Source organism: Serratia sp. BNK-10 (assembly GCF_047456065.1).
GTDB classification, from domain to species: Bacteria; Pseudomonadota; Gammaproteobacteria; order Enterobacterales; family Enterobacteriaceae; genus Serratia; species Serratia ureilytica.
Genome location: NZ_CP179894.1, coordinates 1,308,294 through 1,330,510 on the forward strand (window position 1 = coordinate 1,308,294; position 22,217 = coordinate 1,330,510).

The following is a 22,217-nucleotide window of genomic DNA, read 5'->3' on the forward strand; positions in this document are numbered from 1 at the left end:
CGACTCGCAAAACGACAACAGGCGCCTGCGGGCGCCTTTTTCATGAGCGGAAGACAGCGATAAAAAATGAACAGTCATCCTCTGCCGCGCATCGCCACGCTGGACTGCGTGCGCGGCATCGCCATCCTCGGCATCTTATTGCTGAACATCAGCGCCTTCGGCTTGCCGAAGGCCGCCTACCTCAATCCGGCCTATCTGGGGATGCCGTCATCGCGCGACGCCTGGACCTGGGCGCTGCTGGATCTCTTCGCCCAGGCCAAGTTCCTGGCGATGTTCGCACTGCTGTTCGGCGCCGGGCTGCAAATGCTGCTGCGACGCGGCAAAAGCTGGATCCGCGCGCGGCTGTCGTGGCTGGTGCTGTTCGGCCTCGCGCACGCCATCTTCCTGTGGGACGGCGATATTCTGCTGGCCTACGGGCTGATCGGCCTGGTGTGCTGGCGCATGATCCGCGAAGCCAAAGACACATTCCAACTGCTGAAAACCGGCGTGGTGCTCTACCTGATTGGCGTGGCGGTGCTGCTGCTGCTCGGTTTTGTCTCGCACGGTGAACCGGGCAGCTTCTGGCAGCCGGGCGTGGCGGAGTTGCAGTACGAGAAGTTCTGGAAGCTGCAGGGCGGTTTCGAAGCCTGGCGCAGCCGCGCCGATCTGCTCTCGTCCAGCCTGCTGGCCATCGGTGCGCAGTATGGCTGGGAGCTGGCGGGGCTGATGCTGTTCGGCGCCGGGCTAATGCGCAGCGGCTGGCTGCGCGGCAGCTATTCCTCCGGCTATTACCTGCGGCAGGCGGCGTGGCTGTTGCCGCTGTCCGTGCTGATCCAACTGCCGGCGGTGGCGCTGCAATGGCAGGTGCACTGGGACTATCGCTGGAGCGGTTTCCTGCTGCAGGTGCCGCGCGAGCTGGGCGCGCCGCTGCAGGCGCTGGGCTATCTGGCGCTGTGTTACGGTTTCTGGCCCGCGCTGTCGCGCCTGCGCATCGCCCACTGGCTGAGCCAGGTGGGGCGCATGGCGCTGAGCAACTACCTGTTGCAAACGCTGATCTGCACTACGCTGTTTTATCGCTTTGGCCTCTATGAGCAGTTCGACCGGCTTCAGCTGTTGGCGTTTGTGCCGCTGGTCTGGTTGGTCAACCTGGTCTTTTCCGCACTGTGGCTGCGTTACTTCGAACAGGGGCCGATGGAATGGCTGTGGCGCAAATTGACGCAGATGGCCGCCGGTGAAACGGAATCCAAAGCGCTGAAGTGAGCGCCCATCGGCAGGTTAAAAAAATGTATGTAAACGTTTTCTTTCCTGTGACGTAATTCACGCAGAGCTGCGGGTCAATCGGGGTAGGATAGCGCCACCGGCCACTACCCCGATTTCAGGATCCCGCATGCCTCCAGTTCATCCGATCACTATTCGCGACGTGGCGAAACGCGCCGGCGTCTCCGTGGCGACCGTGTCTCGCGTGCTCAATCACAGCGCGCTGACCAGCAAAGAGACGCGCGAACAGGTGCTGCAGGCGGTGGCGGAACTGGGCTACCGCCCCAACGCCAATGCACAGGCGCTGGCGACCCAAAGCAGCGATACGCTGGGCGTGGTGGTGATGGACGTGTCCGATCCATTCTTCGGCGCGCTGGTGAAAGCGGTAGACACGGTGGCGCAGAAACACCACAAGTATCTGCTGATCGGCAACAGCTATCATCAGGCGGATAAAGAGCGCCATGCGATCGAAGTGCTGATCCGTCAGCGCTGTAACGCCCTGATTGTTCACGCCAAAGCCCTGAGCGACGCCGAACTGATCGGCTTTCTGGAGCAGGTGCCGGGCATGGTGCTGATCAATCGGATTATCCCCGGCTATGAGCCGCGCTGCGTTGGGCTGGACAACGTCAGTGGCGCTGACATGGCGATGCGTCTTCTGCTCTCGCAGGGCCATCGGCGCATCGGTTATCTGGGCTCCAATCACCCGATCGAAGACGGGCCGCTGCGTCAGCAAGGCTATGCGCAGGCGATGGCCGCCGCCGGGCTGGCGACGCCCGACAGCTGGCGCGCGTACGGTTCGCCCGATCTGCAGGGCGGCGAGGCGGCGATGGTCGAGCTGCTGGGGCGCAATTTACAGCTGAGCGCGGTGTTCGCCTACAACGACGCCATGGCCGCCGGCGCCATGGCGGTGCTGAAAGAAAACGGTATCACGGTGCCGCAGCATTTCTCGCTGATCGGCTTCGACGACATTCCTATCGCGCGCTACACCAGCCCCAAACTCACCACGGTGCGTTACCCGATCGTTTCGATGGCCATGTTGGCGACCGAGCTGGCATTACAGGGCGCAGCAGGCCTGGCGGAGCCGCAGGCGAGCCATCTGTTCATGCCGACGCTGGTGCGGCGCCATTCTGTCGCCCCCTGGCAAAGTGAGGCGACGGTCACTCTCTGACGATTTAATCTTGTGTAACCGTTTTCAATCTGTGAGAAAATTCACAGAATATTAACATCACGCCGTCTATGCTCTAGGCGTTTTCAGGCGCAAAGGCCCTTGCCGCTGTAACCGTTTATCTCGCGCTGACACAGCATTTCTCGGAAATAACAAGATCCACGGACGACAGGTGTTGAGTGGAAATCGCCTGGCCTGGGGTGCGCGCACTGCCGGTGACCATTGGCTCAAAGACGAGTAATACCCTACACAGAACCGGAGATTGACAATGAATAAGAAGGTTTTCACCCTGGCCGCCATGGCCGCTGCCATGATGTTTGGCGCCGCAGCCCATGCTGATACCCGTATTGGCGTCACGATTTACAAATACGACGACAACTTCATGTCGGTGGTGCGCAAAGCGATCGAGAAAGACGCCAAGGCGTCACCGGACGTTACCCTGTTGATGAATGACTCGCAGAACGATCAGTCCAAACAGAACGATCAGATCGACGTGCTGCTGGCCAAGGGCGTGAAAGCGCTGGCGATCAACCTGGTCGACCCGGCCGCGGCGCCGGTGGTTATCGATAAGGCGCGCGCAAACGATATCCCGGTGGTGTTCTACAACAAAGAACCTTCCCGCAAAGCGCTGGACAGCTATGACAAGGCGTATTACGTCGGCACCGATTCCAAAGAGTCCGGCGTGATCCAGGGCGAACTGATCGCCAAACACTGGAAAGCCAATCCGGCCTGGGATCTGAACAAAGACGGCCAGATCCAATTCGTGCTGCTGAAGGGCGAGCCGGGCCACCCGGATGCCGAAGCGCGCACCACCTACGTGGTGAAAACGCTGAACGAGAAAGGCATCAAGACCCAACAGCTGCAGTTGGATACCGCGATGTGGGATACCGCGCAGGCGAAAGACAAGATGGACGCCTGGCTCTCCGGCCCGAACGCCAACAAGATCGAAGTGGTGATCGCCAACAACGACGCCATGGCGATGGGCGCGGTGGAAGCGCTGAAAGCGCACAACAAGACCAGTATTCCGGTGTTCGGCGTGGATGCGCTGCCTGAAGCGCTGGCGCTGGTGAAATCCGGCGCGATGGCGGGCACGGTGCTGAATGACGCCGACAATCAGGCGAAGGCCACCTTCGAGCTGGCGAAAAACCTGGCGGCGGGCAAACCGGCCACCGAAGGCACCCAATATAAAATCGAAAATAAAGTCGTGCGTATCCCTTACGTCGGCGTAGATAAAGACAACCTGTCTCAGTTCATTAAATAAGAATTGAGATCCCGCTAAGATCCCGCCTGCGGCGCCAACACCAGGGATACCGCCGGCGGGGATGTTTACGACTGCAAGATCGTTAAGCCAGGTGTATTTATGGCCGATAGCTCACGCGAATTTTTGCTGGAAATGACGGATATTTGTAAGTCATTTCCCGGCGTCAAAGCCTTGGACAATGTCAATTTACGCGTCCGTCCGCACTCCATTCACGCCCTGATGGGGGAGAACGGCGCGGGGAAATCGACGTTGTTGAAATGCCTGTTCGGCATTTACAAAAAAGACAGCGGCAGCATTGTATTTCAGGGCCGGGAAATCGACTTCAAGAGCTCGAAGGAAGCGCTGGAGCACGGCGTTTCCATGGTGCATCAGGAGCTGAACCTGGTGCTGCAGCGCACCGTGATGGACAACATGTGGCTGGGACGCTACCCGACCAAAGGCCTGTTCGTCGATCAGGACAAGATGTTCAAAGACACTCAGGCGATCTTCGACGAGCTGGATATCGACATCAACCCGCGCGAAAAGGTGGGCAACCTGTCGGTGTCGCAGATGCAGATGATCGAGATCGCCAAAGCGTTTTCCTATGACGCCAAGATCGTCATCATGGACGAACCGACCTCTTCGTTGACGGAGAAAGAGGTCAATCACCTGTTCACCATCATCCGCAAGCTGAAAGAGCGCGGCTGCGGCATCGTCTATATCTCGCACAAGATGGAAGAGATCTTCCAGCTGTGTGACGAGATAACGGTACTGCGCGACGGCCAGTGGATCGCCACCCAGCCGCTGGAAGGGCTGGATATGGACAAGATCATCGCCATGATGGTCGGCCGCTCGCTGAGCCAGCGTTTCCCCGACAGGCAGAACACGCCGGGTGAGGTGATCCTCGAGGTGAAGAACCTGACGTCGCTGCGCCAGCCTTCGATCCGCGATGTGTCCTTCGATCTGCACCAGGGCGAGATCCTCGGCATCGCCGGGCTGGTGGGCGCCAAGCGCACCGACATCGTCGAGACGCTGTTCGGCATTCGCGAGAAGGTGGCGGGCACTATCAAGCTGCACGGCAAGGCGATCGACAACCACAGCGCCAACGAAGCGATTAACCACGGTTTCGCGCTGGTGACCGAAGAGCGGCGATCCACTGGGATTTACGCCTACCTCGACGTGGGTTTCAACTCGCTGATCTCCAACATCCGCAATTATAAAAACAAGCTCGGCCTGCTGGACAACGCGCGGATGAAGAGTGACACCCAGTGGGTGATCGACGCCATGCGGGTGAAAACGCCGGGGCATCACACCCATATCGGCTCGCTGTCCGGCGGCAATCAGCAAAAGGTGATCATCGGCCGTTGGCTGCTGACGCAGCCGGAGATCCTGATGCTGGATGAACCGACGCGCGGCATCGACGTGGGCGCCAAGTTCGAGATCTATCAGCTGATGACCGAGCTGGCGAAGAAGGGCAAGGGGATCATTATCGTCTCGTCCGAAATGCCGGAGCTTTTGGGGATCACCGACCGTATTTTGGTGATGAGCAATGGTCAGGTTGCGGGCATCGTTAACACCAAACAGACCTCGCAAAATGAAATCTTACGTCTCGCCTCCCTGCACCTTTAAGGATTCGAATTATGAACGCGCTAAATAAAAAAACCTTATTTACCTATTTCAAGGAAGGCGGCATTTACGTGGTGTTGCTGGTGCTGTTGGCCATCATCATCATTCAGGACCCCACTTTCCTCAGCCTGATGAACCTGAGCAATATCCTGACGCAGTCTTCGGTGCGCATCATCATCGCGCTGGGCGTGGCGGGGCTGATCGTGACCCAGGGCACCGACCTGTCCGCCGGGCGGCAGGTGGGGCTGGCGGCGGTGGTGGCGGCCACGCTGTTGCAGTCGATGGATAACGTCAACAAAGTGTTCCCGCACATGGAAACCTGGTCGATTCCCGTGGTCATCCTGCTGGTGTGTGCGGTCGGCGCGGTGATCGGCCTGGTTAACGGCCTGATTATCGCCTACCTCAACGTGACGCCGTTCATCACCACGTTGGGCACCATGATCATCGTCTACGGCATCAACTCGCTGTATTACGATTCGGTCGGCGCGTCGCCGGTCGCGGGCTTCGATCCGAAGTTCTCCACCTTTGCCCAAGGCTTCTTGCGCTTCGGCGACTTCAAGCTGTCGTACATCACCTTCTATGCGCTGATTGCCATCATTTTCGTCTGGATCCTGTGGACCAAGACCCGCTTCGGCAAGAACATCTTCGCCATCGGCGGCAACCCGGAAGCGGCCAAAGTGTCCGGCGTCAACGTGCCGCTGAACCTGATCATGATCTATGCGCTGTCCGGCGTGTTCTATGCCTTCGGCGGCTTGCTGGAAGCGGGGCGCATCGGCAGCGCCACCAACAACCTCGGCTTTATGTATGAGCTGGACGCCATCGCCGCCTGCGTGGTGGGGGGCGTCTCGTTTGCCGGCGGGGTGGGGACGGTGTGGGGCGTGGTGACCGGGGTGATCATCTTTACCGTCATCAACTACGGCCTGACCTATATCGGCATCAACCCGTACTGGCAGTACATCATCAAGGGCAGCATCATCATCTTCGCCGTGGCGCTGGACTCGTTGAAATACGCCAAGAAGAAGTAGATCTACCGCAGCAGAGACGACAAGGCCGGCCTATTGCCGGCCTTGTTGCATTCTGGGAGGCAGGGCGCAGCAAAAACAGTAAGGCATTATTTGGCAATGGCTGCCGGGGTATCTCGGATATCGCCTGATCTTAGGTTGGATTGGTTACAGCGCGACACAGTTTTCGGGCTACCAACGCGGTATGAAGTCAGTAAACTGGTTTTACCTACCGTTTCCGGGGAGCAAACTATGCCTGTATTTACCATTACGCTGAAAAGTCGTAATACGCTTGATAAGAAAAGAATTTCATCAGCTATTCACGCGGCGGTAGTAAAAACCGGCTATCCTGCGAACGATCAATTCCAGCGCTTTATCAGTCTTGGGGAAGACGATTTATATGTGGATCCAACATATCCCGACCTGGATTCGCCCCGCAGCGCCAACTTCGTGTTGATTGAAGCCATGCTTTCCTCTGGTTCCCCTGATGCCCGCAAACAATTGCTCTTGCAATCACTGGTACAGGAACTCGCCCTGATTGGACTGGACAGCAATGATCTGATGGTCCTTTTCATTGAACTGGATCGTTTGAATAGTTCATTCGGCGGCGGCAAAAGGGCATCGCCGCTTTCTATGTCACAATAACGTATGGGCCTACGCAGAGAGTGCTTCCTGCTTTTGAACGGAAATCATTCGGCGTTCGTGACTCGAATGATGTGCCTTTTTAGCGTATTGCGCAGGGGAGAGTGTAAAGTCCTGAGCTCGGGTGATTAAGGCTGTTTGGCTTTCTGCTTCTCTTCTTTCAGCTTGTGCTCCAGTTCCACCAACTGCTCCGGCGAGACGGCGGGATAACCCTGGGCGTCTTCCGGCACGGTGTGCATGGCGGAGATCGGGATCAGCGGGCCGAGGAAGCGCGGCTCGCGCTTGAGGATGTACAGATCGGTCAGCGCGCCCAGACGGGCGAAGATCTCGCGGGCGCGCACCGTCATCATGTCCTTTGGCGACGGCACCGCGTAACACTGCGCCTGAATGCCCATGTGCAGGGCGATAAACAGCGCGCGCTCGCAGTGGAAGCGCTGGGTGATGATGATGAAATCGTTGGTGTCGAACACCTTGCGGGTGCGCACGATGGAATCCAGGGTGCGGAAGCCGGCGTAATCCAGCACGATATCGCTCGGCGCCACGCCGGCGGCGATCAGATCGCGGCGCATGGTCATCGGTTCGTTATAGCTTTGCTGGGCATTGTCGCCGCTCAGCAGCAGGTATTTCACCTTGCCGCTGTTATAGGCGTTGATCGCTCCCTGAATGCGGTAACGGTAGTACTGGTTGATCACGCCGGTGCGATAATACTTGGCGGTGCCGAGCACTACGCCGACCTGGCGATGCGGTAATTCCTGCAGTTCGTCGTAGACGTAAGGCGCGGTTTTCCAGCTGATCCAGCGATCGAGCGCAATAGCCGAGCCCATCAACACCGCAATGATGATGAACAGGCTGATTATCAGGCGTTTCCACATGTTGTTGCCTTACGCGCGCCGGGCTGAAAAAGATGGATCAAGGCTACTTTACCTGACCGACCGACGCAAGACGCGAACCGCCTGAAGCACGCGCGTCGCCGCATTTTTCGGCGGTTTTACCGCACAAAAAAGCCCGGCGGAGCCGGGCTGGGTCATTTCAGCGCGTCAATCAGAACGAGGTGCGCTTATAGCTGCGGTACTGCGGCCGCCAGAAGTTGTGCTCGATGGCTTTCGACAGTGCGTCTTCGGAGGTGACGATCGCCACACCCTGCAGCTGCGCCGCTTTGCCCACTTCCATGGCGATGCACTTGGATACGCCCTGAATATCGTCGATATTCGGCAGCAGCGCGCCGTGGCCGTCGGTCGCCAGCGGCGAACAATCCGCCAGCGCGCGGCTGGCGGCCATCAGCATGGCGTCGGTGACGCGGGTGGCGCCGGAGGCCAGCACGCCCAAACCGATGCCCGGGAAGATGTAGGAGTTGTTGCACTGAGCAATCGGGTACAGCTGCTCTTTGTAGCTTACCGGCGCAAAAGGGCTGCCGGTCGCGACCAGGGCGGCGCCGTCGGTCCAGTTGATGATGTCTTCCGGACGGGCTTCCACGCGTGAGGTCGGGTTGGACAGCGGCATCACGATAGGACGTTCGCAGTGCTTGTGCATCTCGCGGATCAGCTCTTCGGTAAACAGCCCCGGCTGGCCGGAAACGCCGATCAGAATGGTCGGTTTGGCGTTGCGCACCACGTCCAGCAGCGAGATGGCGTCGCTGGCGGTTTCCCAACCGGCCAGGTTGTCGCTCTTCTGCACCAGCTTGCTCTGGAAGTCGAGCAGGTTCGGCAGTTTGTCGGTCAGCAGGCCGAAACGGTCAACCATGAATACGCGGGCGCGCGCTTCGTCTTCGCTCAACCCCTCGGACTTCATCTGCGCGATGATCTGCTCGGCGATGCCACAGCCGGCGGAACCGGCGCCGAGGAAGGTGACGGTCTGATCGCGCAGCTGGCTGCCGGCGGCGCGGCTGGCGGCGATCAGGCTGCCGAGGGTGACCGCGGCGGTGCCCTGGATGTCGTCGTTAAAGCAGCAGATCTCGTCGCGGTAGCGGTTCAGCAGCGGGGTGGCGTTGTTCTGCGCGAAGTCTTCGAACTGCAGCAGCACGTTCGGCCAGCGGCGTTTGACCGCCTGAATAAACTCTTCGACGAAGGCGTGGTATTCCTCGCCGGAGATGCGCGGATGGCGCCAGCCCATGTACAGCGGATCGTTGAGGCGCTGCGGGTTGTTGGTGCCGACGTCCAACACTACCGGCAGGGTATAGGCCGGGCTGATGCCGCCGCAGGCGGTATACAGCGACAGCTTGCCGATTGGAATACCCATGCCGCCGATGCCCTGGTCGCCCAGGCCGAGAATGCGTTCGCCGTCGGTCACCACGATCACCTTGACGTTCTGCTTGGTGGCGTTTTGCAGCATGTCATCGATGCGATCGCGGTTCGGGTAGGAGATGAACAGCCCGCGCGCGCGGCGGTAGATATCGGAGAAGTGCTCACAGGCCTCGCCGACGGTCGGGGTGTAGATGATTGGCATCATCTCGCTCAGGTGCGAGTCCAGCAGGCGATAGAACAGGGTTTCGTTAGTGTCCTGGATGTTGCGCAGGTAGATGTGCTTATCGTTATCGTTCTTGAAATCCTGATACTGACGGTAGGCGCGTTCCACCTGTTCTTCGATGGTCTCCACCGCTTCCGGCAGCAGGCCGTGCAGGTTGAAGTGGCTACGTTCTTCCTCGGTGAAAGCGCTGCCTTTGTTCAGCAGCGGAAATTCCAGCAGAATCGGGCCGGCGTAAGGGATGTAGAGCGGGCGTTTGCTTTCGTATTCTAGTTCCATCAGTTTTACTCTTCACGTATCAGATAACTGTATTGCCGACGATCCTAAAAGATAAAGAGAAGATGTACAGCATTTGTTGCCCGATGATGAACCAGGTTGGCGTAATTATCGACAATCAAATGATTTTTTAACTAAAGAAAGTGTCTCTGGCGGCGTCGGGGCATTGTATTTGGCGGGCGGTGCTGTTAACGGCGGAACCGGATGGCCCCGCCGTCGTGCGCTTAGAAGGCGGCGCGGCTGACGTTTTGGCAACCCAGCGCCGCCAGGGTGACGCGGGTGGCGTCCCATTGGCTGATGCTCGCGTCCTGCGGTTCGGCCAGGACGGCGCGACGGATAGCCTGGCAGTCGCCGCCGGAGAGGTTCAGCAGGATCAGCGCGGCTTGCAGCGGCGGCAGGCTCGGGTTAAAAGCGGCGTTTTCCGCATAGCGGCCGGCGTAGAGGCTGCCGTCTGCCGTTTCCAGCGCCACGCCGCTGTGGGCGTTGCTGTACGGCGCGTGGCTCCGGTTGGCCGCCGCCAGCGCCGCTTGCGTCAGCGCATCGTTCAGCGGCAGTTGATGCCCGTGATTGACCTCGTCCATGAGCAGTGAAGCGACATCCAGATCTTTCGGGCCGAAGGCGTCCGGCAGATAGTCCGCCAGCGTGGCCGGCGCGCGGCCAGGCAAACGGATTTGCAGCGCGCCGCCGCTGTTCAGCTCATTCATAAACTGGCGGCAGTGGCCGCACGGCGTATAGTTGACGGTGATCGAGGCCAGCGCTTTTTCGCCGCGCAGCCAGGCGTGAGTCACTGCGCTTTGTTCCGCATGTACGGATTGCTGCAGCGGCGCGCCGCTGAATTCCATATTGGCGCCGAAATAGAGATTGCCGCTTTGCCCGCGCGCGATGGCGCCGACGTGGAAATGCGATATCGGGGTTAACGAGCAGGCCGCCGCCAGCGGCAGCAGCGCGAATGCCAGCGCGTCATCGTCCAACCCGCAACCTGAGCGGATCGCCGCCGCTTGCTCGGCCGTGAACATCGCCGGAAAGTCGGACGCGTCCAGATAGGGCTGCAGGGCGGATTGCAGTGTCGCGGGCAGTGCGCTGAATGCGGTGTGAAAACGCGGATGCATGGAAGGTCTCTCTACAGGTTAACGGGATCACATTCTAGGCAGGCCAGAGACATTAAAGTGTGATCAATATCTCTTAAATGATGAAATCAATGCAATAAAAGGCGTAAATGCGAGATGTATCGCAAGTTTCATCCTGATCAACCGAACAGATGCAACAGCACCGGAAACACAAACGGCGCCAGCAGCGAGGTGATGATGCCGCAGATCACCAGCGCCAGCGAGCCGAAGGCGCCCTCCTGATAGTCCATCTCCGCGCAGCGCGCAGTACCCAGCGCGTGGGAAGCCGTGCCCATCGCCAGGCCACGCGCCGAGGGGGTCGTGATTTTCAACAGGTTGAACAGCGTGTGGCCGAACACGGCGCCGAGGATGCCGACGAAAATAACGCAAACCGCGCTGATCGCCGGAATGCCGCCGAGCGAGTCCGCGACGGCCATCGCGATCGGCGTAGTGACCGATTTCGGCAAGATAGAGGCGGCGATTTCCGGCGTGGCGCCCAACCACAGGGCGATGGCGCCGCCGCTGATCATGGCGGTCAGGCTGCCGATGAAGCACACCGTGATAATCGACTTCCAGCGCGCGCGGATTTGGTGCAACTGCTCATACAGCGGGAAGGCCAGCGCGACGACCGCCGGCTGCAGCAGATCGTTGAGGATCCTGCTGCCCTGGAAGTAGCGCTCATAGGAAATGCCGCTGAGCAGCAGCAGCGGGATGATCACCGCCATGGACACCAGCAGCGGATTGAGCAGCGGCATGTTCAACCGGCGCGCCAGCCAGCGCGCGGCGAAATAGACCGCCAGCGTCAGCGGCAGCGACCACCAGATTTCATGGATCATGAGTTGCCCTCCGTGTCGTCGGGCTTGCCGGCAATGCGCCGCTCGCGGTGAAAATAGTGTGAGGTATAGCCGACCACCACCAGCACCATCAGCGTGCTGATCAGGCAAGAAATGACCAGCGGGCCCAGATGCGCGACGATCTGGTCGTAATATTTCATCACGCCGACGCCGATCGGCACGAACAGCAGCACCATGTAGCGGATCAGCAAATGACAGCCGGGTTTAACCCATTTGGCCGGCAGGATCTGGGTGGAGAGCAGCGCGAACAGCAAGAGCATGCCGATAATGCTGCCTGGAATGGCGAAAGGCAGCAGCGCCGCCACTGCGTTGCCGACGAACAGACACAGGTAGATGAGGAGCAGGGCCCTGAGGTATTTCCAGCACAGTGTGAGCACGTTGGCCATTGTCTTTTCCCGTTTAACTGACGCATTCATCATACAATTAAACTGTGAGCCACGCCACAGATCGCACTATGAATTCTCGCTATGCCTGCCATGCGCGATCGGCGGGTTGACATCCTGCTTTGAGAGTTGCAGGCAGGGTCAGCGCGCGTCTTCGGCCGTTGCCGCAGAACGTTCAGCCAAACGATGGCCGAGGAAGAAAAACAGCAGGCTGAGCAGCGCGGCGACGATCAGCATCACGAACATCAGCGGCGGCGCGGCGTAGCTGAGCATGACCCCGCACAGCACCGGGTTGATGGCGCCGCCCAATGCGCTGAGGTTCTGTACGCCATAGTAGCTGCCTTTCAGGTGCGGCGGCGCGATAAAGTCGATGAACATGTATTCCACCGGGATAACGATGATCTCGCCTAAGGTAAACACCGCCATCGCCGCCAGCCATAGCCAGACCGCCTGGCCGGCCACCATAAAACCGAGCAGCCCGACGATGAAAAACAGCGTGCCCAGCGCCAGCCAGCGCAGCATATTCTCCTGGCGCATGCCGCGGCTGAGCAGGTATTGCAGGGCGATGACGATACCGGCGTTGACGATCATCACCAACCCGATGATTTTGTAGGCGAACTCGGCGCTGGAGACGGTGATCAGGTACTGCGACAGATAGCCCGTGAACTGACCGAACACCACCGCGCCCAGCGTGCTGCCGAGGGTGAAGTAGATCAGCCGTCGATCGCTGCGCAAGATGGCCAGCGTTTGACGGAAGTTGGCCAGCGCGGCCGGTGCGGCGGCGCTGGGTGCCGGGCGCGGTTCACCAGCGCGCAAGCGCAGGCTCAGCGCCGCCACCGTCGCCAGCGCCAGGCCGCCTGACAGGTAGAACGGCAGCAGCGGACTCAGCCCGGCCACCAGAACGCCGAGCGCAGAGCCGATCGCCCAGCCGACGTTGACCAGCGTGTAGTTGATTGAGAAAGCCTTGATGCGCTGCTCGACTGGCAGCCAATCGGCGAAACAGGCCTTAATGGTGATGCTCAGCACCGAATAACAGGTATGCAGGATCGCCAGCACCACGATCACGCCGCCGGGACGCGGGATCCAGGGAATGGCGAAGAAACTCAGCGCGAACAATAAAATCGACAGCAGGATCAGGCGGTTTTTGCTGAATTTGTCCACCAGATAACCGCCGTACAGGCTGGCGATGATGCCGAGGGTGAGGCTGACGCCCAGGATCACGCCCACGCTTTTCGGCAACAGCTGGAAGTGCTCCGTGAGGTAGATGGTGATGAACGGCAGCGTGACGCCGCGGCCGATGGTCAACACCAGCGAACTGGCCAGCAGTACGTTGATCAGCGAGGGGAATCCCTTCATTCTAAACCTGTTTATGCATACAGTTATTGGGCGATGCAGATAACATAGCGCATTTTGGCGGGGACGGAAGGGGGCTGCCGATATTTATCTAAAAAACAGAGGCTGCGTCGGCAGCCTCGTGAAAAACAGCATTATTTACCGTGTTCGGCCTGCAGCGTGGCGAACCACGGCTGAACGAAATCGCTGCTGCTGCCCCAGCCGGGGATGATCTTCGCCAGGCCGGCGACGTTGACCGGCCCCGGTTGCGCCAGCAGCAGCGCCTGCGGAATGACCGCCGCTTTGAACTGATAGTTGTCCGGCGTGCTTTCCCCGGCGATCTTGTTGGCCACCAGGCGCAGGTTGACCGCGCCGATCAGCTTCGGATCCACCGCCACGCTGACCTGCCACGGGCTGCCGGCCTCGCGCATCAGCTGTAAATCCTGATTGGAGATATCGATGCTGTACAGCTTGATTTCGGTGCGACCGTTCTCTTTCAACGCCTTGTAAGCCCCTTGGGTAAAGGCGTCCCACGTGCCCCAGATGGCGTCGATCTTGCCTTTCGGGTATTTCGCCAGCACCGCGCCCACCTTGTTGGCGGTATCGCCCTGTACGTCGGATGAGACCGCGCCGATCGATTCCAGCTCATGAATGCCCGGATGCTGTTTCAGCAACTGCTGATAAGCGGCCTGACGGCGCTCCATCGGCGGGAAGCCGGCCACCCACAGTTTGACAATATTGGCCTGGCCGTTGAAATCCTTCACCAGTTGGCCGAAGGAGGCATTGGCCAGTGAAGCGTCGTCCTGCTGCGAGACGGTGACGCCGGGAACGCTGCCGCTGACGTCGGTATCGAAAGCCGCGACGGCGATGCCGGCCGCCGCGACGCGCTTGACCAGTTCAGTGGAATAGGGGGCTCGCCCCTGCGAGAGAATGATGCCGTCATATTTCTGGCTGATAGCCTGATTGACGAAGTCCTGGAAGCGCGCGTCGTCGCCGTTGCTGAGGAAGGTATCCACCTTGAAGCCCAGCTTGCGCCCTTCCTGAATGGCGCCCGCCAAAAATTGCGTGGTGTTGTCGTCGGATCCGAGGTTGCGGATCACCGCGATGCGCACCGGCCCCTGATGCTGAGCGATGGCGGCGGGTACGGCGGCGTTTTCCGCCGCCTGCAGCGGCAGGGCGGACAACAGACTGAGGGCGAGCAGCGAAGTCTTGAGGTTTTTCATTATTATAGGCTCCAAAAAAGCAGGGAAACGATCCCGGTGAAGGTCTGTTATAGCAGTCTTTCTGTCTGGACGTCTATTTTGGGTTTCGGAGCATCATAGCCGGATGCGGCGGGCAGGGGAATCAGGGCGGTTATGACTTTTTCTTCATGCTTATAACGTGGGGGTTGGGGCAATAAAAAAGGGCCGAGCAAGCTCGACCCTCCCTACGCCGCGCATCTGCGCGATTACTTGACCTGCATGCCAGGCTGCGCGCCGCTGTCCGGGCTCAGCAGGAAGATCTCTTTCCCGCCTGGGCCTGCCGCCATCACCATGCCTTCTGACACGCCGAAGCGCATTTTACGCGGCGCCAGGTTGGCGACCATGATGGTCAGACGGCCTTCCAGCGCTTTCGGGTCCGGGTAAGCGGAACGAATGCCGGAGAAGATTTGGCGCGATTCGCCGCCCAGATCCAGCTGCAGCTTCAGCAGCTTGTCGGAGCCCTCGACAAAGTCGGCGCTCTTGATCAGGGCGATACGCATGTCAACCTTGGCGAAGTCGTCGAAGGTGATGGTTTCCTGGATCGGATCGTCAGCCAGCGGGCCGGTCACCGGCTTGGCGGCGGCCATGTCTTCTTTCGAGGCGCTGACCATCGCGTTGACCTTGTCCAGATCGATGCGGTTGAACAGCGCTTTGAACGCGTTCACCTGATGGCCCAGCAGCGGCTGCGGGATCGCGTCCCAGCTCAGCTCGGCGTTGAGGAACGCTTCGGCGCGTTCGGTCAGCGAAGGCAGCACCGGCTTAAGGTAAGTCATCAGCACGCGGAACAGGTTGATGCCCATCGAGCAGATGGCCTGCAGATCGGCGTCGCGGCCTTCTTCCTTCGCCACCACCCACGGCGCCTGCTCATCCACATAGCGGTTGGCCAGATCGGCCAGCGCCATGATTTCGCGGATTGCGCGGCTGAACTCGCGGGCGGCGTAGGCTTCGGCGATGCTCTGGGCCGCGTCGACGAAGGTCTGGTACAGCGCCGGATCGGCCAGGGTGTCGGCCAGCTTGCCGCCGAAGCGCTTGTTGATAAAGCCGGCGTTGCGCGAAGCCAGGTTCACCACCTTGTTGACGATGTCGGCGTTGACGCGCTGCACGAAGTCTTCCAGATTGAGATCGATGTCGTCAATGCGTGAAGAGAGCTTGGCGGCGTAGTAATAGCGCAGGCAATCGGCGTCGAGGTGCTGCAGGTAGGTGCCGGCCTTGATGAAGGTGCCGCGCGACTTGGACATCTTGGCGCCGTTCACCGTCACGTAACCGTGCACGAACAGGTTGCTCGGTTTGCGGAACTGGCTGCCTTCCAGCATCGCCGGCCAGAACAGGCTGTGGAAGTAGACGATGTCCTTGCCGATAAAGTGGTACAGCTCGGTGGTGGAGTCTTTGCGCCAGAACTCGTCGAAGTCCAGATCGCCGCGCTTGTCGCACAGGTTCTTGAAGGAGCCCATGTAGCCGATCGGCGCGTCCAGCCAGACGTAGAAGTATTTGCCCGGCGCATCCGGGATTTCGAAGCCGAAGTAAGGCGCATCGCGGGAGATGTCCCACTGCTGCAGGCCGGATTCGAACCACTCCTGCATCTTGTTCGCTACCTGCTCCTGCAGCGCGCCGGAGCGCGTCCACGCCTGCAGCATTTCGCTGAAGGCCGGCAGGTCGAAGAAGAAGTGCTCGGAGTCGCGCATCACCGGCGTCGCGCCGGAAACCACGGACTTCGGATCGATCAGTTCCGTCGGGCTGTAGGTGGCGCCACACACTTCGCAGTTGTCGCCGTACTGGTCCGGCGATTTGCATTTCGGGCAGGTGCCTTTCACGAAACGATCCGGCAGGAACATGCCTTTCTCCGGATCGTACAGCTGAGAAATGGTGCGGTTCTTGATAAACCCGTTTTCTTTCAAGCGGCTGTAAATCAGGGTGGACAGCTCACGGTTTTCATCGCTATGGGTCGAATGATAGTTGTCATAGCTGATGCCAAAGCCGGCGAAATCCTGTTGGTGCTCCTGGCTCATCTCCGCGATCATTTCTTCCGGTTTAACGCCCAGTTGCTGCGCTTTCAGCATGATCGGCGTGCCGTGCGCGTCGTCCGCGCAGATGAAATGCACTTCGTGGCCGCGCATTCGTTGGTAACGCACCCAGATATCCGCCTGGATGTGCTCGAGCATGTGGCCGAGATGGATGGAACCATTTGCGTACGGTAGCGCGCACGTCACCAATAATTTTTTCGCGACTTGAGCCATAGTGAGAACTTGCTTTCTGTAATGAATAAAAGGGCCTTCGATGTTAACCGATCGCGCCCTTCGCTGCTAGGGCGGTTTCTTACAGGTTATACGCGCCAGCCGCCGCGCAGTTCTGGTATGCTTAGCCGGAAGCTACCCATTCAAAATCAAGGAGCCGGGATGAACGCAAAATCCCCTGAGCAGACCAACCCCGAAGTTCTGCGCGCCCTGGTGACCGGTGTACTGGCCGCCTTTGAACACCCGACGTTGAAAAACAACCTGACCGCATTGAAGGCTATCCATCACTGCGCGTTGCTGGACGATGTACTGCATATCGAACTGACGATGCCCTTTGCCTGGCAGAGCGGTTTTGAAGCGCTGCAGGCGAGCGTCGGCCCCGAACTGCTGCGCGTGACCGGCGCCGGCGCCATCGATTGGAAGCTGAAACACGATATCACGACGCTGAAGCGCGCCAACGCGCAGGCCGGGATCAAAGGCGTGCGCAACATCATCGCCGTCAGCTCCGGCAAAGGCGGAGTGGGGAAATCCAGCACCGCCGTCAACCTGGCGCTGGCGCTGGCCGCCGAAGGGGCCAAGGTCGGCATTCTGGACGCCGACATTTACGGCCCGTCGATCCCCAACATGCTGGGCACCGAACACGAGCGGCCGACCTCGCCGGACGGGCAGCACATGGCGCCGATCATGGCGCACGGGCTGGCGACCAACTCCATCGGTTATCTGGTGACCGACGACAACGCCATGGTGTGGCGCGGCCCGATGGCCAGCAAGGCGTTGATGCAGCTGCTGCAGGATACGCTGTGGCCGGATCTGGATTACCTGGTGCTGGATATGCCGCCGGGCACCGGTGACATCCAACTGACGCTGTCGCAGAACATTCCGGTGACCGGCGCGCTGGTGGTCACCACGCCGCAGGATATCGCCTTGCTGGATGCCGCCAAAGGCATCGTAATGTTCGAGAAAGTGCATGTGCCGGTATTGGGCATTGTCGAGAACATGAGCGTGCATATCTGCAGCAACTGCGGCCACCATGAGCCGATCTTCGGTACCGGCGGCGCCGAGAAGCTGGTGCAGAAATATAACAGCCGTCTCCTGGGGCAGATGCCGCTGCATATCTCGCTGCGTGAAGATCTGGATCGCGGTACGCCGACGGTGATCAGCCGCCCGGACAGCGAATTCGCCGACATGTATCGTCAATTGGCCGGCCGTGTGGCTGCGCAGATGTATTGGCAGGGCGAGGCGATCCCGACGGAGATTGCGTTCCGCGCGCTGTAATCAGCCTTTCGCAATGCAAGAACCCGGCTTAAACGCCGGGTTTTTTTTATGGGGTAGGGGTCGGCCTGTGCAGGTCGGCACGGGTATAAGGGCGTTCGATCTGCGCCAGCGTTTTGGCGATATGTTCCAGCAATCCCTGAGTGGGGGCCGGCTGCCGCTGCCCCATCAGCGCCAACGGCAAGGCCAGCGCGATGGCCAAATGCGGCCAGGCCAGCTGTGGTCGCGCTTTCCCTCGCTGCAGCCATAAAAACAGTGCGCTGGCCAGGTAGCCTAAAATCAGCCCGCTGATGACCTCGGATACCGAATGCACGCGGATTTCCAGGCGCGACACGCCGATGGTGAAAGGCAATATCCACCCGGTCAACAACGCGATGCTGCGCACCGGATGGGAAAATCGACCGGTTAAAGCCCAAAGCAGCGGCGGCCAGATGCTCGCGGCGAGGGCCGAATGGCCGCTGAATCCGGTGAAGTCATAACTTGCGCTACCAATGCCCCAGCCCATAAAGGCCAACTTGGACAGGCAGACCAGCCCGCCGGTGAAACCGAAAATCAGCGCCCATTGCCAGCCTGCAACGCGGGTGGCGGGCGATGCGAGCAGCAATAAAAAAAGAATCAGCGCGCAGGGCAGCAGCAGCATGCTGTCGCCGAAAAAAGTCAAAAAATACCAATCCAGCACATCATTCTCCGATGAAAGACTACGGGGTCCCTAAGTCAGCGCAGGAGTGTAACCTGTTGCGGGGCATTGCCCTAGCCGTGAGATTCTTAAAATGTCATATCGCCGGTAGGGCGCGATAGCCTGAATTCGCCCGCCGTCGCGCAATATACAGTGGCGCAAACCCCGACGACTCCCTATAATTGTCGCGTTTTAGTTCCCTCCCTTCACATTACGAAATCAGGTCTTTAATTTTATGACTGACAATCCGCATCAGTGCGTCATTATTGGTATAGCTGGCGCATCTGCCTCCGGAAAAAGCCTTATTGCCAGCACGTTGTACCGCGAACTCCGCGAGCAGGTCGGCGATGAGCACATCGGCGTTATTCCAGAAGACAGTTACTATAAAGACCAGAGTCACCTGACCATGGAAGAACGGGTCAAAACCAACTATGACCACCCGAGCGCCATGGATCACAACCTGCTGTTCCAGCATTTGCAGATGCTGAAGGCGGGCAAAGCGATCGAACTGCCGCTGTACAGCTACACCGAGCACACGCGCAAGAAAGAAACCGTCCACCTGAAACCTAAAAAAGTCATTATTCTGGAAGGGATCTTGCTGCTGACGGATATCCGCTTGCGCCAGGAGATGAATTTCTCGATCTTCGTCGACACGCCGCTGGATATCTGCCTGATGCGCCGCATGAAGCGCGATGTCAACGAGCGCGGCCGCTCGATGGATTCGGTGATGGCGCAATACCAGAAGACCGTGCGCCCGATGTTCCTGCAGTTTATCGAACCTTCCAAACAATACGCCGATATCATTGTCCCGCGCGGTGGCAAAAACCGCATCGCGATCGATATTCTGAAAGCCAAAATCAGCCAATTCTTTGAATAATGCCGCTTAATGGCCGGAAATGTGTATTTCCGGCCGGTGGCCAACTATTTGCACCCCGGCGTAGACCTTTCGCCCGTTGTGTGGCAATTTTTGTTTAGTTACGCGTTTTGATGGAGAAGAGAGACATGAGACTGTGCGACCGCGATATAGAAGCCTGGCTGGATAGCGAGAAACTGGTGATTTCCCCGCGTCCGCCGCTCGAACGCATCAACGGGGCCACAGTAGATGTCCGTTTGGGCAACCAGTTCCGCGTATTCAGCGGCCATACCGCGCCTTTTATCGATCTCAGCGGGCCGAAAGACGAAGTCAGCGCCGCGTTGGATCGCGTGATGAGCGACGAGATTGTCCTGCCGGAAGGCGAGGCGTTTTTCCTTCATCCCGGCGAGCTGGCCCTGGCGGTGACGTTCGAATCCGTGACGCTGCCGGACGATCTGGTGGGTTGGCTCGACGGCCGTTCTTCTCTGGCGCGCCTGGGGTTGATGGTGCACGTCACTGCGCACCGTATCGATCCGGGCTGGCATGGACGCATCGTGCTGGAATTTTACAACTCCGGCAAGCTGCCGCTGGCGCTGCGGCCGGGCATGCTGATCGGGGCCTTGAGCTTTGAACCGTTGTCCGGCCCGGCGGCCCGGCCATACAACAGCCGGCAGGACGCGAAGTATCGCGATCAGCAGGGCGCAGTAGCCAGTCGAATCGACAAGGACTAACGGCGCGGGATGCACCGTCGGTGTGGCGCTGACAAGAGGGTGGCATGAGAAGATTACTGACGACATTGGCGATTTTACTGGTGGTCGTGGTGGCGGGGATGTCCGCGCTGGTACTGCTGGTCAATCCGAATGATTTTCGCGGTTACATGGTCAAAAAGGTCGAGCAGAAGAGCGGCTATCAGCTGACGCTCGAAGGCGACCTGCGCTGGCATATCTGGCCGCAGCTCAGCATTTTGGCCGGGCGCATGACGCTGACCGCGCCGGGCGCGAAAGCGCCGGTAGTGAGCGCGGAAAATATGCGCCTCGATGTCAAACTGTTGCCTCTGCTGTCGCATCAGCTGTTTGTGAAACAGGTGATGCTGAAAAACGCCGTCATTCGCCTCACGCCCGATAGCGAAGAGCATTCGCAGATGGATGCCCCGATCGCGCCGGCCGGCACTGGCACAGACGCGGCAGATGCGGCCTGGAAGTTCGATATCGATAATCTGCGGGTCGTGGACAGTCTGCTGATTTGGCAGCGCGCCGACAATGAGCAAATCAATGTCCGGGATATCAATCTCACCCTGCAACAAACGCAGACGCGACAGGCGCAGCTGGAACTTTCCAGCCGGGTCAACCGCGATCAGCGCGACCTGACCTTCAGCATGGCGGCCGATGTCGACTTGCAGCAGTTCCCTCGCCAGATTGGCGCCAAAGTCACCCAGTTCAATTATCAACTGGCGGGTGCGGATATTCCGAACGGCGGTATTCAGGGAGAGGGCAATGCGCAGGTGGTCTATCAGCAGACGCCGGCGCAGATTGCCGTCAGCCAGCTGAGCGTCAGCGCCAATAACAGCCAATTGACCGGCGATATCAGCGCCACGTTGGGGGCGGTGCCCGGCTATGTGGTGAACCTCAATTCGGCTAACCTCGATCTCGATGCGCTCTCCGGCTGGCAATCCAGCACCAATACCGCCGAACAACCTGCCGTGACTTCCGCGCCGGTGATCGCCAGCCAGGTTGACGATCGGCAGCAGAATTTAGAGGCGCTGCGCGATTTCAATGCGCAGTTGAATCTGCAGGCCGCGCAGTTGACCTATCGCGGTATGAACGTCTCTCAGTTGGCCGTCGTGGCGGACAACCAACGCGGACTGCTGACGCTGCATAAACTCGCCGGACAATTGGCCGGCGGTGATTTCTCCTTGCCGGGCTCGCTGGACGCGCGCGGCAATAAACCGGTGATCAGCGTGCAGCCGGCGCTGAACCAGGTTGAACTGGGCACGGTGCTCAAAGCCTTCGACATGCCGCAGATGTTGACCGGCAAATTCAGCATGAAAGGGGATTTGACCGGCGATCGCCTCTCTTCACAGTCATTTGAGCGCCGCTGGCGCGGTACGGCGCAGCTGGCGATGCAGGATGCGCAGCTGCATGGCCTGAACATTCAGCAGCTGATCCAGCAGGCTGTGGCGCGCAACGATAACAGCGTGCGCGGGCAAGACAGCTATCAGCGTTATACCGAGGTCAAAAACGTCTCGGCGCAGGCCAGTCTGAATCAGGGCACGATCAAGCTCAGCGGTCTGACGGCGGATTCTCCTTTGCTGGCGCTGACCGGCGCCGGCAGCATCGATATGCCGGGCAAACAGTGCGATATGGCGCTTAACGTGCGCGTCACCGGCGGATGGCAAGGGCGCGGCGAGCTGATCGAGCAACTGCAAAAAACGCCGATCCCGCTGCGGGTCTATGGGCCGTGGCAACAGCTCAACTATCAACTGCAGGTCGATCAGGTATTGCGTAAAACGCTGCAGGATCGGGCTAAAGATGCGCTGAACAAATGGGCTGAAAAGAACAAGGATTCGCGCGAAGGTCAGGATCTGAAGAAGCTGCTCGACAAGCTGTAATCCCTCCGATGCGGG

19 protein-coding genes are annotated in these 22,217 nt (G+C 59.4%); 10 read left to right on the top strand and 9 right to left on the bottom strand.

Features of this window, described 5'->3' with window-relative positions; genetic code table 11:
• Positions 1-66: 66 nt before the first annotated feature.
• The 6 genes from yeiB (at position 67) to ACMGG9_RS06425 (ending at position 6,913) form a co-directional block, all read left to right on the top strand.
• A complete protein-coding gene (gene yeiB, locus ACMGG9_RS06400; RefSeq protein ID WP_042784037.1) occupies positions 67-1,239 on the top strand; it encodes a DUF418 domain-containing protein YeiB in 1,173 nt (390 codons plus the stop codon).
• 127 nt (positions 1,240-1,366) lie between these two features.
• Positions 1,367-2,404 (top strand): HTH-type transcriptional regulator GalS, encoded by a 1,038-nt coding sequence (gene galS, locus ACMGG9_RS06405; RefSeq protein WP_414161993.1) that lies wholly within the window; start codon positions 1,367-1,369, stop codon positions 2,402-2,404.
• A 265-nt stretch (positions 2,405-2,669) separates the two neighbouring features.
• Positions 2,670-3,662 (top strand): galactose/glucose ABC transporter substrate-binding protein MglB, encoded by a 993-nt coding sequence (gene mglB / locus ACMGG9_RS06410; RefSeq protein WP_033650594.1) that lies wholly within the window; start codon positions 2,670-2,672, stop codon positions 3,660-3,662.
• A gap of 99 nt (positions 3,663-3,761) precedes the next feature.
• Positions 3,762-5,270, top strand: a complete 1,509-nt coding sequence (gene mglA / locus ACMGG9_RS06415; RefSeq protein ID WP_004938959.1) for a galactose/methyl galactoside ABC transporter ATP-binding protein MglA — start codon at positions 3,762-3,764, stop codon at positions 5,268-5,270.
• 11 nt (positions 5,271-5,281) lie between these two features.
• Positions 5,282-6,292: a galactose/methyl galactoside ABC transporter permease MglC gene (gene mglC, locus ACMGG9_RS06420; RefSeq protein ID WP_033642445.1), complete on the top strand. Its 1,011-nt coding sequence runs from the start codon at positions 5,282-5,284 to the stop codon at positions 6,290-6,292.
• A 228-nt stretch (positions 6,293-6,520) separates the two neighbouring features.
• The gene (locus ACMGG9_RS06425; RefSeq protein WP_099783537.1) at positions 6,521-6,913 is read left to right on the top strand and encodes a tautomerase family protein; all 393 of its coding nucleotides are present in this window, start codon (positions 6,521-6,523) and stop codon (positions 6,911-6,913) included.
• A gap of 125 nt (positions 6,914-7,038) precedes the next feature.
• Here the strand turns inward: ACMGG9_RS06425 and sanA are convergent, their stop codons facing one another.
• The 8 genes from sanA to metG form a co-directional block, all read right to left on the bottom strand.
• On the bottom strand, positions 7,039-7,782 hold the full coding sequence (gene sanA / locus ACMGG9_RS06430) for an outer membrane permeability protein SanA (protein ID WP_004938948.1): 744 nt from the start codon (positions 7,780-7,782) through the stop codon (positions 7,039-7,041).
• A gap of 169 nt (positions 7,783-7,951) precedes the next feature.
• Positions 7,952-9,649 carry an NAD-dependent malic enzyme gene (locus tag ACMGG9_RS06435; RefSeq protein WP_004938945.1) on the bottom strand — a complete coding sequence of 566 codons (1,698 nt, stop codon included), beginning with the start codon at positions 9,647-9,649 and terminating at the stop codon, positions 7,952-7,954.
• Between the two features lie 221 nt (positions 9,650-9,870).
• A complete protein-coding gene (cdd, locus tag ACMGG9_RS06440) occupies positions 9,871-10,755 on the bottom strand; it encodes a cytidine deaminase (protein ID WP_197776222.1) in 885 nt (294 codons plus the stop codon).
• 137 nt (positions 10,756-10,892) lie between these two features.
• Positions 10,893-11,588: a CidB/LrgB family autolysis modulator gene (locus tag ACMGG9_RS06445; RefSeq protein WP_033650597.1), complete on the bottom strand. Its 696-nt coding sequence runs from the start codon at positions 11,586-11,588 to the stop codon at positions 10,893-10,895.
• Positions 11,585-11,992, bottom strand: a complete 408-nt coding sequence (locus ACMGG9_RS06450) for a CidA/LrgA family protein (protein WP_033642448.1) — start codon at positions 11,990-11,992, stop codon at positions 11,585-11,587. Before ACMGG9_RS06450 ends, ACMGG9_RS06445 begins: the two co-directional genes overlap by 4 nt.
• Before the next feature lie 138 nt (positions 11,993-12,130).
• Complete coding sequence (locus ACMGG9_RS06455) at positions 12,131-13,345, bottom strand: MFS transporter (RefSeq protein WP_414161994.1); 1,215 nt, start codon at positions 13,343-13,345, stop codon at positions 12,131-12,133.
• A 131-nt stretch (positions 13,346-13,476) separates the two neighbouring features.
• Positions 13,477-14,544: a sugar ABC transporter substrate-binding protein gene (locus ACMGG9_RS06460; protein WP_033650600.1), complete on the bottom strand. Its 1,068-nt coding sequence runs from the start codon at positions 14,542-14,544 to the stop codon at positions 13,477-13,479.
• A 224-nt stretch (positions 14,545-14,768) separates the two neighbouring features.
• Positions 14,769-16,796 carry a methionine--tRNA ligase gene (gene metG / locus ACMGG9_RS06465; RefSeq protein ID WP_033650601.1) on the bottom strand — a complete coding sequence of 676 codons (2,028 nt, stop codon included), beginning with the start codon at positions 16,794-16,796 and terminating at the stop codon, positions 14,769-14,771.
• Between the two features lie 159 nt (positions 16,797-16,955).
• Between metG and apbC the strand changes: the two genes are divergently transcribed.
• On the top strand, positions 16,956-18,068 hold the full coding sequence (apbC, locus tag ACMGG9_RS06470) for an iron-sulfur cluster carrier protein ApbC (RefSeq protein ID WP_033650602.1): 1,113 nt from the start codon (positions 16,956-16,958) through the stop codon (positions 18,066-18,068).
• A gap of 46 nt (positions 18,069-18,114) precedes the next feature.
• On the opposite strand, the gene ACMGG9_RS06475 is transcribed toward apbC, so the two are convergent.
• The gene (locus ACMGG9_RS06475) at positions 18,115-18,744 is read right to left on the bottom strand and encodes a phosphatase PAP2 family protein (protein WP_033650603.1); all 630 of its coding nucleotides are present in this window, start codon (positions 18,742-18,744) and stop codon (positions 18,115-18,117) included.
• Between the two features lie 232 nt (positions 18,745-18,976).
• Between ACMGG9_RS06475 and udk the strand changes: the two genes are divergently transcribed.
• The 3 genes from udk to asmA all read left to right on the top strand — a co-directional run bounded on the left by udk (position 18,977) and on the right by asmA (position 22,202).
• Positions 18,977-19,618 carry a uridine kinase gene (udk, locus tag ACMGG9_RS06480; RefSeq protein WP_033642454.1) on the top strand — a complete coding sequence of 214 codons (642 nt, stop codon included), beginning with the start codon at positions 18,977-18,979 and terminating at the stop codon, positions 19,616-19,618.
• Between the two features lie 125 nt (positions 19,619-19,743).
• Positions 19,744-20,325, top strand: coding sequence for a dCTP deaminase (gene dcd, locus ACMGG9_RS06485; RefSeq protein ID WP_019454407.1), 582 nt, complete (start codon positions 19,744-19,746; stop codon positions 20,323-20,325).
• A gap of 44 nt (positions 20,326-20,369) precedes the next feature.
• Positions 20,370-22,202: an outer membrane assembly protein AsmA gene (asmA, locus tag ACMGG9_RS06490; protein WP_033650604.1), complete on the top strand. Its 1,833-nt coding sequence runs from the start codon at positions 20,370-20,372 to the stop codon at positions 22,200-22,202.
• The last annotated feature ends 15 nt before the right edge of the window (positions 22,203-22,217 follow it).

What these genes read in the sequence shown, in the direction of transcription:
- yeiB (WP_042784037.1), top strand. Translation starts at nt 67, where the DNA reads ATGAACAGTCATCCTCTGCCGCGCATCGCCACGCTGGACTGCGTGCGC.
- galS (WP_414161993.1), top strand. Translation starts at nt 1,367, where the DNA reads ATGCCTCCAGTTCATCCGATCACTATTCGCGACGTGGCGAAACGCGCC.
- mglB (WP_033650594.1), top strand. Translation starts at nt 2,670, where the DNA reads ATGAATAAGAAGGTTTTCACCCTGGCCGCCATGGCCGCTGCCATGATG.
- mglA (WP_004938959.1), top strand. Translation starts at nt 3,762, where the DNA reads ATGGCCGATAGCTCACGCGAATTTTTGCTGGAAATGACGGATATTTGT.
- mglC (WP_033642445.1), top strand. Translation starts at nt 5,282, where the DNA reads ATGAACGCGCTAAATAAAAAAACCTTATTTACCTATTTCAAGGAAGGC.
- ACMGG9_RS06425 (WP_099783537.1), top strand. Translation starts at nt 6,521, where the DNA reads ATGCCTGTATTTACCATTACGCTGAAAAGTCGTAATACGCTTGATAAG.
- sanA (WP_004938948.1), bottom strand. Translation starts at nt 7,782, where the DNA reads ATGTGGAAACGCCTGATAATCAGCCTGTTCATCATCATTGCGGTGTTG.
- ACMGG9_RS06435 (WP_004938945.1), bottom strand. Translation starts at nt 9,649, where the DNA reads ATGGAACTAGAATACGAAAGCAAACGCCCGCTCTACATCCCTTACGCC.
- cdd (WP_197776222.1), bottom strand. Translation starts at nt 10,755, where the DNA reads ATGCATCCGCGTTTTCACACCGCATTCAGCGCACTGCCCGCGACACTG.
- ACMGG9_RS06445 (WP_033650597.1), bottom strand. Translation starts at nt 11,588, where the DNA reads ATGATCCATGAAATCTGGTGGTCGCTGCCGCTGACGCTGGCGGTCTAT.
- ACMGG9_RS06450 (WP_033642448.1), bottom strand. Translation starts at nt 11,992, where the DNA reads ATGGCCAACGTGCTCACACTGTGCTGGAAATACCTCAGGGCCCTGCTC.
- ACMGG9_RS06455 (WP_414161994.1), bottom strand. Translation starts at nt 13,345, where the DNA reads ATGAAGGGATTCCCCTCGCTGATCAACGTACTGCTGGCCAGTTCGCTG.
- ACMGG9_RS06460 (WP_033650600.1), bottom strand. Translation starts at nt 14,544, where the DNA reads ATGAAAAACCTCAAGACTTCGCTGCTCGCCCTCAGTCTGTTGTCCGCC.
- metG (WP_033650601.1), bottom strand. Translation starts at nt 16,796, where the DNA reads ATGGCTCAAGTCGCGAAAAAATTATTGGTGACGTGCGCGCTACCGTAC.
- apbC (WP_033650602.1), top strand. Translation starts at nt 16,956, where the DNA reads ATGAACGCAAAATCCCCTGAGCAGACCAACCCCGAAGTTCTGCGCGCC.
- udk (WP_033642454.1), top strand. Translation starts at nt 18,977, where the DNA reads ATGACTGACAATCCGCATCAGTGCGTCATTATTGGTATAGCTGGCGCA.
- dcd (WP_019454407.1), top strand. Translation starts at nt 19,744, where the DNA reads ATGAGACTGTGCGACCGCGATATAGAAGCCTGGCTGGATAGCGAGAAA.
- asmA (WP_033650604.1), top strand. Translation starts at nt 20,370, where the DNA reads ATGAGAAGATTACTGACGACATTGGCGATTTTACTGGTGGTCGTGGTG.